The sequence below is a fragment of the Escherichia sp. HH41S genome (genome assembly GCF_009820115.1).
GTDB classification, from domain to species: Bacteria; Pseudomonadota; Gammaproteobacteria; order Enterobacterales; family Enterobacteriaceae; genus Escherichia; species Escherichia coli_F.
Genome location: NZ_VNXE01000123.1, coordinates 268749 through 280949, shown reverse-complemented (window position 1 = coordinate 280949; position 12201 = coordinate 268749). Strand labels below are relative to the sequence as shown.

General features: G+C 53.8%; 12 protein-coding genes. 9 read left to right on the top strand and 3 right to left on the bottom strand.

All coding sequences use genetic code 11. The features are described 5' to 3' along the window. Positions 1 to 153: 153 nt before the first annotated feature. A complete protein-coding gene (locus FQZ95_RS25420) occupies positions 154 to 363 on the bottom strand; it encodes a hypothetical protein (protein WP_000979515.1) in 210 nt (69 codons plus the stop codon). Between the two features lie 54 nt (positions 364 to 417). Here FQZ95_RS25420 and putA point away from each other — a divergent pair, with 54 nt between their 5' ends. Then, the gene (putA, locus tag FQZ95_RS25415) at positions 418 to 4380 is read left to right on the top strand and encodes a trifunctional transcriptional regulator/proline dehydrogenase/L-glutamate gamma-semialdehyde dehydrogenase (RefSeq protein ID WP_160530942.1); all 3963 of its coding nucleotides are present in this window, start codon (positions 418 to 420) and stop codon (positions 4378 to 4380) included. A 39-nt stretch (positions 4381 to 4419) separates the two neighbouring features. Here putA and rutR read toward each other — a convergent pair whose 3' ends face one another. After that, entirely contained in the window at positions 4420 to 5058 is a 639-nt protein-coding gene (rutR, locus tag FQZ95_RS25410) for an HTH-type transcriptional regulator RutR (RefSeq protein WP_160530940.1), read from the bottom strand. 288 nt (positions 5059 to 5346) lie between these two features. On the opposite strand from rutR, the gene rutA reads away from it, so the two are divergent. From rutA to rutG, 7 genes are read left to right on the top strand one after another with little or no spacing between them, the layout of a single operon-like run. After that, positions 5347 to 6438, top strand: coding sequence for a pyrimidine utilization protein A (gene rutA / locus FQZ95_RS25405; RefSeq protein ID WP_160530985.1), 1092 nt, complete (start codon positions 5347 to 5349; stop codon positions 6436 to 6438). After that, positions 6438 to 7130, top strand: coding sequence for a peroxyureidoacrylate/ureidoacrylate amidohydrolase RutB (gene rutB / locus FQZ95_RS25400; protein ID WP_032302833.1), 693 nt, complete (start codon positions 6438 to 6440; stop codon positions 7128 to 7130). The genes rutA and rutB overlap by 1 nt, the downstream gene beginning before the upstream one ends. An 11-nt stretch (positions 7131 to 7141) precedes the next feature. Further along, positions 7142 to 7528: a 3-aminoacrylate deaminase gene (rutC, locus tag FQZ95_RS25395; RefSeq protein WP_032183904.1), complete on the top strand. Its 387-nt coding sequence runs from the start codon at positions 7142 to 7144 to the stop codon at positions 7526 to 7528. 7 nt (positions 7529 to 7535) lie between these two features. Next, the gene (gene rutD, locus FQZ95_RS25390; RefSeq protein ID WP_160530938.1) at positions 7536 to 8348 is read left to right on the top strand and encodes a pyrimidine utilization protein D; all 813 of its coding nucleotides are present in this window, start codon (positions 7536 to 7538) and stop codon (positions 8346 to 8348) included. Further along, positions 8345 to 8935: a malonic semialdehyde reductase gene (locus FQZ95_RS25385; RefSeq protein WP_160530936.1), complete on the top strand. Its 591-nt coding sequence runs from the start codon at positions 8345 to 8347 to the stop codon at positions 8933 to 8935. The genes rutD and FQZ95_RS25385 overlap by 4 nt, the downstream gene beginning before the upstream one ends. A 10-nt stretch (positions 8936 to 8945) precedes the next feature. Continuing rightward, positions 8946 to 9440 (top strand): NADH-dependent FMN reductase RutF, encoded by a 495-nt coding sequence (gene rutF / locus FQZ95_RS25380; protein WP_001028092.1) that lies wholly within the window; start codon positions 8946 to 8948, stop codon positions 9438 to 9440. 20 nt (positions 9441 to 9460) lie between these two features. Then, on the top strand, positions 9461 to 10789 hold the full coding sequence (gene rutG / locus FQZ95_RS25375; RefSeq protein WP_160530934.1) for a pyrimidine utilization transport protein G: 1329 nt from the start codon (positions 9461 to 9463) through the stop codon (positions 10787 to 10789). 257 nt (positions 10790 to 11046) lie between these two features. On the opposite strand, the gene FQZ95_RS25370 is transcribed toward rutG, so the two are convergent. Beyond that, positions 11047 to 11220, bottom strand: a complete 174-nt coding sequence (locus tag FQZ95_RS25370; protein WP_001273658.1) for a general stress protein — start codon at positions 11218 to 11220, stop codon at positions 11047 to 11049. 372 nt (positions 11221 to 11592) lie between these two features. Between FQZ95_RS25370 and wrbA the strand changes: the two genes are divergently transcribed. Further along, a complete protein-coding gene (gene wrbA / locus FQZ95_RS25365; protein ID WP_001151437.1) occupies positions 11593 to 12189 on the top strand; it encodes an NAD(P)H:quinone oxidoreductase in 597 nt (198 codons plus the stop codon). Positions 12190 to 12201 lie beyond the last annotated feature (12 nt).

Sequence of the window (12201 nt, the reverse complement as noted above, 5' to 3'; positions counted from 1 at the left end):
GTCTCCAAAAAATTATTATCGGCAATGTCGAAACTTGCCGTTATATCTGCCACCGGAACGGGGTAACAGAGTTTATGTTTTCCCAGGGCGACCGTATCCTGCCGGAAGCGCTGGTTATTCACAATCGATTTAACACACCATTTACATTAAATTTTAGTGCTCAGCGATACTATTTTTCATCAGGTTGCACTCCCTCACATTTTTTGCGGTTGCACCTTTCAAAAATGTTAACTGCCGCAGAGAAAAAGTCTGAGTTATTTTTTTAATCCCTGTCATATCGATTTCTTTTATTAACATTTCATTCATTTTTAAGCTTGCTACGCAGGTCACATTTAACATGGTTGCACAAAGTTGCAACATCATGGATATTTCACGATAACGTTAAGTTGCACCTTTCAGAACAACAGGAGTAATGGCATGGGAACCACCACCATGGGGGTTAAGCTGGACGACGCGACGCGTGAACGCATTAAGTCTGCCGCGACACGTATCGATCGCACACCGCACTGGTTAATTAAGCAGGCGATTTTTTCTTATCTTGAACAACTGGAAAACAGCGATACTCTGCCGGAGCTACCTGCGCTGCTTTCTGGCGCGGCCAATGAGAGCGATGAAGTACCGAATCCGGCAGAGGAACCACACCAGCCATTCCTCGACTTTGCCGAGCAAATTTTGCCACAGTCGGTTTCCCGTGCGGCTATCACCGCCGCCTATCGCCGCCCGGAAACCGAAGCGGTTTCTATGCTGCTGGAACAAGCTCGCCTGCCGCAGCCGGTTGCTGAACAGGCGCATAAACTGGCGTATCAACTGGCCGATAAACTGCGTAATCAAAAAAATGCCAGTGGTCGCGCAGGCATGGTTCAGGGATTATTGCAGGAGTTTTCGCTGTCATCGCAGGAAGGCGTGGCGCTGATGTGTCTGGCGGAAGCGCTATTGCGTATTCCCGACAAAGCCACCCGTGATGCGTTAATACGCGACAAAATCAGCAACGGTAACTGGCAGTCACACATTGGTCGTAGCCCGTCGCTGTTTGTTAATGCCGCCACCTGGGGGCTTCTCTTTACCGGCAAACTGGTTTCTACCCATAACGAAGCCAGCCTCTCCCGTTCGCTGAATCGCATTATCAGTAAGAGTGGCGAACCGCTAATCCGCAAAGGTGTGGATATGGCGATGCGCCTGATGGGCGAGCAGTTCGTCACTGGTGAAACCATCGCGGAAGCGTTAGCCAATGCCCGCAAGCTGGAAGAGAAAGGTTTCCGTTACTCATACGATATGCTGGGCGAAGCCGCACTGACCGCAGCAGACGCGCAGGCGTATATGGTTTCCTATCAGCAGGCGATTCACGCCATTGGTAAAGCCTCCAATGGTCGCGGCATTTATGAAGGTCCGGGCATTTCAATCAAGCTGTCGGCGCTGCATCCGCGCTACAGCCGCGCCCAGTACGATCGGGTAATGGAAGAGCTTTACCCACGTCTGAAATCATTAACCTTGCTGGCGCGTCAGTACGATATTGGTATTAACATTGATGCCGAAGAGGCCGATCGTCTGGAGATCTCCCTCGATCTGTTGGAAAAGCTTTGTTTCGAGCCTGAACTGGCAGGCTGGAACGGCATCGGTTTTGTTATTCAGGCTTATCAAAAACGCTGCCCGCTGGTGATCGATTACCTGATTGATCTCGCCACCCGCAGCCGTCGTCGTCTGATGATTCGCCTGGTGAAAGGCGCGTACTGGGATAGTGAAATCAAACGTGCGCAAATGGACGGCCTTGAAGGTTATCCGGTTTATACCCGCAAGGTGTATACCGATGTTTCTTATCTCGCTTGTGCGAAAAAGCTGCTGGCGGTGCCAAATCTCATTTACCCGCAGTTTGCAACGCACAACGCCCACACGCTGGCGGCAATTTATCAACTGGCGGGTCAAAACTACTATCCGGGTCAGTACGAGTTCCAGTGCCTGCATGGTATGGGCGAGCCACTGTATGAGCAGGTCACCGGGAAAGTTGCCGACGGTAAACTTAACCGACCGTGTCGTATTTATGCTCCGGTCGGTACCCATGAAACACTGCTGGCATATCTGGTGCGTCGCCTGCTGGAAAACGGTGCTAACACCTCGTTTGTTAACCGTATTGCTGACACTTCTTTGCCGCTGGATGAACTGGTTGCCGATCCAGTCACTGCTGTAGAAAAACTGGCGCAACAGGAAGGGCAAACTGGATTACCGCATCCGAAAATTCCCCTGCCGCGCGATCTTTACGGTCACGGGCGCGACAACTCGGCAGGGTTAGATCTTGCCAACGAACACCGACTGGCCTCGCTCTCCTCAGCCCTGCTCAACAGTGCACTGCAAAAATGGCAGGCCTTGCCAATGCTGGAACAACCGGTAGCGGCTGGTGAAATGTCACCCGTTATCAACCCGGCAGAACCGAAAGATATTGTGGGCTATGTGCGTGAAGCCACGCCGCGTGAAGTAGAACAGGCGCTGGAAAGTGCAGTTAATAACGCGCCAATCTGGTTTGCCACGCCTCCGGCCGAACGCGCGGCGATTTTGCATCGCGCTGCCGTACTGATGGAAAGCCAGATGCAGCAACTGATTGGTATTCTGGTGCGTGAAGCCGGAAAAACCTTCAGTAACGCCATTGCCGAAGTGCGTGAAGCCGTCGATTTTCTCCACTACTACGCGGGACAGGTGCGGGATGATTTCGCTAACGAAACCCACCGTCCATTAGGGCCAGTGGTATGTATCAGCCCGTGGAATTTCCCGCTGGCGATTTTCACCGGGCAAATCGCTGCCGCACTGGCGGCAGGTAACAGCGTACTGGCAAAACCGGCAGAACAAACGCCGCTGATTGCCGCACAAGGGATTGCCATTTTGCTGGAAGCGGGTGTACCGCCAGGCGTGGTGCAGTTGTTGCCCGGTCAGGGTGAAACCGTAGGCGCGCAACTGACGGGTGATGATCGCGTGCGCGGGGTGATGTTTACCGGTTCAACCGAAGTCGCTACGTTACTGCAACGCAATATCGCCAGCCGCCTGGACGCTCAGGGCCGCCCAATTCCACTCATTGCGGAAACCGGCGGCATGAACGCGATGATTGTCGATTCCTCCGCCCTGACCGAACAGGTCGTCGTGGATGTACTGGCCTCGGCCTTCGACAGTGCAGGTCAGCGTTGTTCGGCGCTGCGCGTGCTGTGTCTGCAAGATGAAATTGCCGACCACACGTTAAAAATGCTGCGCGGTGCAATGGCCGAATGCCGGATGGGTAATCCGGGTCGCCTGACCACCGATATCGGTCCGGTGATTGATGGCGAAGCGAAGACCAATATTGAGCGCCATATTCAGACCATGCGTAGCAAAGGCCGTCCGGTGTTCCAGGCGGTGCGGGAAAACAGTGAAGATGCCCGCGAATGGCAAAGTGGCACCTTTGTCGCCCCGACGCTGATCGAACTGGATGATTTTGCCGAATTGCAAAAAGAGGTCTTTGGTCCGGTGCTGCATGTGGTGCGTTACAACCGTAACCAGTTGCCGGAACTGATCGAACAGATTAACGCTTCCGGTTATGGTCTGACGCTTGGCGTCCATACGCGCATTGATGAAACCATTGCCCAGGTCACTGGCTCGGCCCATGTCGGTAATCTGTATGTTAACCGTAATATGGTGGGCGCAGTGGTTGGGGTGCAACCATTCGGCGGCGAAGGGTTGTCCGGCACCGGGCCGAAAGCTGGCGGCCCGCTCTATCTCTACCGTCTGCTGGCGAATCGCCCGGAAAGTGCGCTGGCGGTGACACTGGCGCGTCAGGATGCAGAGTATCCGGTCGATGCGCAGTTGAAAGCCGCATTGACTCAGCCGCTAAATGCACTGCGGGAATGGGCGGCAAACCGTCCAGAATTGCAGGCGTTATGTACGCAATATAGCGAACTGGCGCAGGCAGGAACACAACGATTGCTGCCAGGGCCGACGGGTGAACGCAACACCTGGACGCTGCTGCCGCGTGAGCGCGTGTTGTGTATTGCGGATGATGAACAGGATGCGCTGACTCAGCTCTCCGCCGTGCTGGCAGTGGGTAGCCAGGTGCTGTGGCCTGATGATGCGCTGCATCGTCAGTTAGTGAAAGCATTACCATCGGCAGTCAGCGAACGTATTCAACTGGCGAAAGCGGAGAATATAACCGCTCAACCGTTTGATTCGGTGATCTTCCACGGTGATTCAGATCAGCTTCGCGCATTGTGTGAAGCGGTTGCCGCACGGGATGGTGCAATTGTTTCAGTGCAGGGTTTTGCCCGTGGCGAAAGCAATATCCTGCTGGAACGGTTGTATATCGAGCGTTCGCTGAGCGTGAATACCGCTGCCGCTGGCGGTAACGCCAGTTTAATGACGATCGGTTAAATAGGTAGCCGGAGGATGTTACAACCTCCTCCGGCATCTTTAACGTGGTCGAATCCCCTCAATAATAATCCGCTGCACGTTTTCAACCGTTTGATTGAAAAACACCTCATCGCGCAACGTTGCGCCTGTCACCGCCTCCACCTGAGGGGCGAAATCGGCGTAATGTTGAGTGGAAGCCCAAATCATAAAAATCAAATGCTGCGGGTCAATCGGCGCGAGTTTGCCGCTTTTAACCCAACCGGCAATCAGCGCGGATTTCTCATCAATTAATGCCTTCAAATCGCCCGTCAGTTCATCCATTAACAGCGGTGCGCCTGCCAGCATCTCCATACAGAACAGGCGCGAAGCCTGCGGATAATCGCGGGAGACTTCCAGCTTCAGACGGATGTACTCTTTAATCGCTGCCAGTGGGGCGAAATCTTCACGAAACGCCTTCAATGGTGCCAACCAGATATCCAGAATTTGTCGCAGCACGGCAATATACAGCGCCTCTTTAGACGGGAAGTAATACAGCAGATTGGTTTTAGAAACGCCTGCCAACTCTGCGATCTGCTCCAGACTTGTGCCATGAAAACCGAATTGTGAAAAAGTGTCCAGTGCTGCGCTAAGAATCGCTTTTTTCTTCGCGCTCACTGCGCGCGAACGTTTACCCGTTGTTTTCACTGCGCCTTGCGTCATGCGCTCTCCCCTCTTGTAGATTGGCAACAGGATAGCAAAACCCCTGCCCGGCCTCGACCTTCTGCACTCTCATCGCGCACGGATGCATGTTTTATGTGCAACTGTTTTGACCGTTTAGTCCACTTTTTTCCAGACATTTTAGACAACTTAACATTAACACATTAATAACATTCACTTTTTTAAAAACTGGCATCCGTTTTGCAAACAAACCATTACGCGGCTGAAAAGGATATGCAGGATGCAGCGCCCCGTCTGACTTTCACTTTACGAGACGAAGAGAGGTTGATGATGAAAATTGGCGTATTCGTACCTATCGGCAACAACGGCTGGCTCATTTCGACCCACGCGCCGCAGTACATGCCGACCTTTGAACTGAATAAAGCCATCGTGCAAAAAGCGGAGCACTACCATTTCGATTTCGCCCTGTCGATGATCAAACTGCGTGGTTTTGGCGGCAAAACTGAGTTCTGGGATCACAACCTGGAGTCGTTCACTTTGATGGCGGGGCTGGCAGCCGTGACCTCACGCATTCAGATTTACGCCACTGCCGCCACCTTAACGTTACCTCCGGCAATCGTCGCCCGTATGGCCGCAACCATTGACTCCATCTCTGGCGGGCGTTTTGGCGTCAACCTCGTGACTGGCTGGCAAAAGCCCGAGTATGAGCAGATGGGTATCTGGCCTGGCGATGACTATTTCTCCCGTCGTTACGACTATCTCACCGAATATGTTCAGGTGCTGCGCGACCTGTGGGGCTCGGGGAAAAGCGATTTTAAAGGCGATTTTTTCACCATGAACGATTGCCGCGTCAGTCCACAACCGAGTGTACCCATGAAAGTGATCTGTGCCGGGCAAAGCGACGCTGGCATGGCGTTCTCCGCCCAGTATGCCGATTTCAACTTCTGTTTCGGCAAAGGCGTAAATACACCCACGGCTTTCGCCCCGACCGCTGCGCGGATGAAACAGGCCGCAGCGCAAACCGGGCGCGACGTTGGCTCTTATGTGTTGTTTATGGTGATTGCCGACGAAACCGACGATGCCGCTCGTGCAAAATGGGAACACTACAAAGCGGGCGCGGATGAAGAGGCGTTAAGCTGGCTAACCGAACAAAGTCAGAAAGATACCCGCTCCGGTACTGACACCAACGTCCGTCAGATGGCCGATCCCACTTCGGCGGTAAACATCAATATGGGGACGTTAGTCGGTTCTTACGCCAGTGTCGCGCGCATGTTAGATGAAGTCGCAAGCGTACCTGGTGCCGAAGGCGTGCTGTTGACCTTCGATGATTTTCTGTCGGGAATCGAAACCTTCGGTGAGCGCATTCAGCCGCTAATGCAGTGCCGCGCCCATCTCCCCGCGCTTACTCAGGAGGTCGCGTGATGAAAACCTTAACCGCTCGACCGGAAGCCATTACCTTCGATCCGCAGCAAAGTGCGCTGATCGTGGTGGATATGCAAAACGCTTATGCCACACCAGGCGGCTACTTAGATCTCGCCGGTTTTGATGTCTCAACCACTCGCCCGGTCATTGCCAACATTCAAACCGCCGTGACCGCAGCGCGAGCGGCAGGGATGTTGATCATCTGGTTTCAAAATGGCTGGGATGAACAGTATGTCGAGGCTGGCGGCCCCGGCTCACCTAATTTTCATAAATCGAACGCCCTGAAGACCATGCGTAAGCAGCCGCAGTTGCAGGGAAAATTACTGGCGAAAGGCTCATGGGATTATCAACTGGTGGATGAGCTGGTGCCGCAGCCTGGCGATATTGTGCTGCCGAAGCCGCGCTATAGCGGTTTCTTCAATACACCGCTGGACAGCATTTTGCGCAGCCGCGGAATTCGCCACCTGATTTTCACCGGTATCGCTACCAACGTCTGCGTCGAATCGACGCTGCGCGACGGCTTTTTTCTGGAGTATTTCGGCGTGGTGCTGGAAGACGCAACCCACCAGGCGGGGCCGGAGTTTGCGCAGAAAGCCGCGTTGTTCAATATCGAAACCTTTTTTGGCTGGGTGAGCGACGTCGAAACGTTCTGCGACGCGCTTTCTCCCACGTCCTTTGCCCGTATCGCTTAAGGAGTTTAATGATGCCGAAATCCGTAATTATTCCTGCTGGCAGCAGCGCACCGCTGGCCCCCTTCGTTCCCGGCACGCTGGCTGATGGCGTGGTGTATGTCTCCGGCACGCTGGCTTTTGATCAACATAATAACGTGCTGTTTGCCGATGACCCAAAGGCGCAAACCCGCCACGTTCTGGAGACCATCCGCAAGGTTATCGAGACGGCGGGTGGCACGATGGCGGACGTGACCTTCAACAGCATCTTTATTACCGACTGGAAAAATTACGCCGCGATTAACGAAATCTACGCCGAGTTTTTCCCTGATGATAAACCGGCGCGATTCTGCATTCAGTGCGGACTGGTAAAGCCTGACGCGCTGGTGGAAATCGCCACGATTGCGCATATCGCTAAGTGAGGTGGCGATGAAACTTTCACTCTCACCTCCCCCTTATGCTGATGCGCCCGTAGTGGTATTGATTTCGGGTCTTGGCGGCAGCGGCAATTACTGGTTGCCGCAACTGGCGGTGCTGGAGCAGGAGTATCAGGTAGTCTGTTACGACCAGCGCGGTACCGGAAATAATCCAGATACGCTGGCGGAAGACTACAGTTTGGCGCAGATGGCAGAGGAACTGCATCAGGCGCTGATGAGTGTGGGGATTGAGCGTTATGCGGTGATCGGCCATGCGCTCGGGGCGCTGGTGGGAATGCAGCTGGCGCTGGATTATCCCGCATCGGTCACTGCACTGGTCAGCGTTAACGGCTGGCTACGAATAAACGCCCATACCCGCCGCTGTTTTCAGGTTCGCGAACGATTACTGCATAGCGGCGGCGCGCAGGCATGGGTGGAAGCGCAGCCGTTGTTCCTCTACCCCTCCGACTGGATGGCGGCCCGCGCCCCTCGCCTTGAAGCGGAGGACGCGCTGGCACTGGCGCATTTTCAGGGCAAAAACAATTTACTGCGTCGACTTAACGCCCTCAAACGTGCTGACTTTAGTCGCCATACGGATCGCATCCGCTGCCCGGTGCAAATCATCTGCGCCAGTGATGATCTGCTGGTGCCCTCAGCCTGTTCCAGTGAACTTCATGCCGCCCTGCCCGATAGCCAGAAAATGGTGATGCGCTATGGCGGACACGCCTGCAACGTGACCGATCCCGAAACGTTTAATGCTCTGTTACTCAACGGGCTTGCCAGCCTGTTACATCATCGTGAAGCCGCCTGTAAGGAATTGCTATGAACGAAGCCGTTAGCCCTGGTGCGCTTAGCACCCTGTTTACCGACGCCCGAACTCACAACGGCTGGCGGGAGACACCCGTCAGCGATGAGACGTTACGGGAGATTTATGCCCTGATGAAATGGGGGCCAACGTCAGCCAACTGTTCTCCGGCGCGCATCGTATTTATCCGCACTGCAGAAGCAAAAGAACGTCTGCGCCCGGCGCTTTCCAGCGGCAATCTGCAAAAATCCCTGACCGCGCCCGTCACTGCTATCGTCGCCTGGGATAGCGAATTTTATGAACGGTTACCGCAACTGTTTCCCCACGGCGATGCCCGCAGTTGGTTTACCTCCAGCCCAAAACTTGCTGAAGAAACGGCGTTTCGCAACAGTTCCATGCAGGCGGCCTATCTGATCGTCGCCTGCCGTGCGCTGGGGCTGGATACCGGCCCGATGTCGGGTTTTGACCGTCAACACGTGGACGACGCCTTTTTTGCGGGTAGCTCGCTGAAAAGCAACCTGCTGATTAACATCGGCTATGGCGATAGCAGCAAACTATATGCGCGTCTTCCGCGTCTGTCCTTTGAAGAGGCCTGCGGGCTGTTGTAAGGAGCAAACCATGAACATTGTCGATCAACAAACCTTTCGCGATGCGATGTCCTGTATGGGTGCGGCAGTCAATATCATCACCACGGACGGTCCCGCCGGGCGTGCTGGCTTCACCGCCAGCGCCGTCTGTAGCGTAACCGACACACCGCCCACATTACTGGTGTGCCTGAATCGTGGGGCGTCCGTCTGGCCGGTATTCAATGAAAATCGAACGCTGTGTGTAAATACACTTAGCGCCGGGCAGGAGCCGCTTTCAAACCTTTTTGGCGGCAAAACGCCCATGGAACACCGCTTTGCCGCCGCCCGCTGGCAGACTGGTGTGACCGGATGCCCGCAACTGGAAGAAGCACTGGTTTCGTTTGACTGCCGCATCAGCCAGGTGGTGAGCATCGGCACCCACGACATCCTGTTTTGCGCCATCGAGGCGATTCATCGTCACGCTACTCCCTACGGACTGGTGTGGTTCGATCGCAGTTATCACGCGCTAATGCGCCCTGCTTGTTAACCTCCTTAAGGAGACTGCTGATGGCAATGTTCGGTTTTCCTCACTGGCAGTTAAAATCGACCTCTACAGAGAGCGGCGTGGTCGCGCCGGATGAACGATTGCCGTTTGCTCAGACGGCAATAATGGGCGTTCAACACGCGGTGGCGATGTTTGGCGCGACGGTGTTAATGCCGATTCTGATGGGGCTGGATCCCAACCTTTCCATTTTAATGTCGGGGATCGGCACGTTACTGTTTTTCTTTATTACCGGCGGGCGCGTCCCCAGTTATCTCGGTTCCAGCGCGGCTTTTGTCGGCGTGGTGATCGCCGCGACGGGCTTTAATGGTCAGGGAATTAATCCGAATATCAGCATCGCGCTGGGCGGGATTATCGCCTGTGGGCTGGTTTATACCGTCATTGGCCTGGTGGTGATGAAAATCGGTACGCGCTGGATTGAACGACTAATGCCGCCGGTTGTGACGGGTGCGGTGGTGATGGCGATTGGCCTGAACTTAGCGCCTATCGCAGTGAAAAGTGTATCGGCTTCGGCCTTTGATAGTTGGATGGCGGTAATGACGGTGCTGTGTATTGGGCTGGTGGCGGTGTTTACCCGTGGCATGATCCAGCGATTATTGATTCTCGTAGGATTAATTGTCGCCTGTCTGCTGTATGGCGTGATGACCAACGTTTTAGGGCTGGGAAAAGCCGTCGATTTTACGCTCGTCAGCCATGCTGCCTGGTTCGGTCTGCCACATTTTTCCACTCCTGCTTTTAATGGTCAGGCAATGATGCTGATTGCGCCCGTGGCGGTGATTCTGGTGGCGGAAAACTTAGGTCATCTCAAGGCGGTCGCCGGGATGACCGGACGCAATATGGATCCATATATGGGGCGGGCATTCGTGGGCGATGGGCTGGCAACAATGCTTTCCGGCTCTGTCGGCGGTAGCGGCGTAACCACCTATGCTGAAAATATCGGTGTGATGGCTGTGACAAAAGTCTACTCGACGCTGGTGTTTGTTGCTGCTGCCGTCATCGCCTTGCTGTTGGGCTTTTCGCCGAAATTTGGCGCGCTGATCCATACCATTCCTGCACCGGTGATTGGTGGTGCTTCAATTGTTGTGTTCGGGCTGATTGCCGTCGCAGGCGCACGGATCTGGGTACAAAACCGTGTCGATTTAAGCCAGAACGGTAATTTGATTATGGTCGCAGTAACCTTAGTGCTGGGCGCGGGTGATTTTGCTCTCACGCTGGGCGGTTTTACGTTGGGAGGGATCGGTACAGCAACCTTTGGCGCGATTTTACTCAATGCGTTGTTGAGCAGAAGGTTGGTTGACGTTCCTCCGCCAGAAGTTGTTCATCAGGAACCATAAACAGAAAACCGCCGGGATTACCGGCGGTGCAGATTGTTGACAACGTGCGCATTGTTCATGCCGGATGCGGCGTGAACGCCTTATCCGGCCTACAAAACAGTGCAAATTCAATATATTGCAATCTTCTGGTAGGCCTGATAAGCATCGCGCATCAGGCAAGCTTACATTTGTCATAAGTATCAACCGCCGGGGTAACCGGCGGCGATGGCTTTTTGACGAGCTACAGACAAAAATGCATACGTCATTGATTAGCCCGGCTAGTTGTCGCTTTTACCGTGACTGCTCTTGCCACCTTTTTTACCTGCTTCAGATGCGCGCTGCGGGTCATTTTTGAAATTACCCCCGCTGTGCTGTCCACCTTTTTTACCTGCTTCTGATGCTCTTTCGCGGTCTTCTGCAAAATTGCCGGAACCGCCTCGATGGTTTGCCATTACTGACCTCCGTCTGGGTATAGACATCATATTGCATAGAATTAACGCGGCGTATGGCGGCTGCCATATTTTCGCTACGTGGGACTAAGCTTAGTGAACTGACGCGGGCAGACCCGCGTTTGGTAATATCCTGCAACAGCTTCTTAGCGAGAATAGATATCATCTCCAATAATTATCTATAAGCCGCTCTTATGATTAAAAAAACGCGATGAGATAAAAATGTGTCATTTTGCGACAAAATTGCGTGCTTGTGAAAGTTGTTATAAATCAAATAAGTGGTTGTGAAATTTGCACTCTGAAAAGGACGTCTTATCTTTAAATAAGTGGTAGCGAATCGCTACGGAATAGAGATAACACGAGGAGTGGTTAGAAATGGCTAAAGTTCTGGTGCTTTATTATTCCATGTACGGACATATTGAAACGATGGCGCGCGCAGTTGCTGAAGGTGCAAGCAAAGTGGATGGCGCAGAAGTTGTCGTTAAGCGTGTACCGGAAACCATGCCGCCGCAATTATTTGAAAAAGCAGGCGGTAAAACGCAAACTGCACCGGTTGCAACCCCGCAAGAACTGGCCGATTACGACGCCATTATTTTTGGTACACCTACCCGCTTTGGTAACATGTCCGGTCAAATGCGTACCTTCCTCGACCAGACGGGCGGCCTGTGGGCTTCCGGCGCGCTGTACGGCAAACTGGCGAGCGTCTTTAGCTCCACAGGTACTGGCGGTGGTCAGGAACAAACCATCACATCCACCTGGACGACCCTTGCGCATCACGGCATGGTGATTGTCCCCATTGGCTACGCAGCGCAGGAATTATTTGACGTTTCACAGGTTCGCGGCGGTACGCCGTACGGCGCAACCACCATCGCAGGCGGTGACGGTTCACGCCAGCCCAGCCAGGAAGAACTGTCTATTGCTCGTTATCAAGGGGAATATGTCGCAGGTCTGGCAGTTAAACTTAACGGCTAATCTTCAACAGGA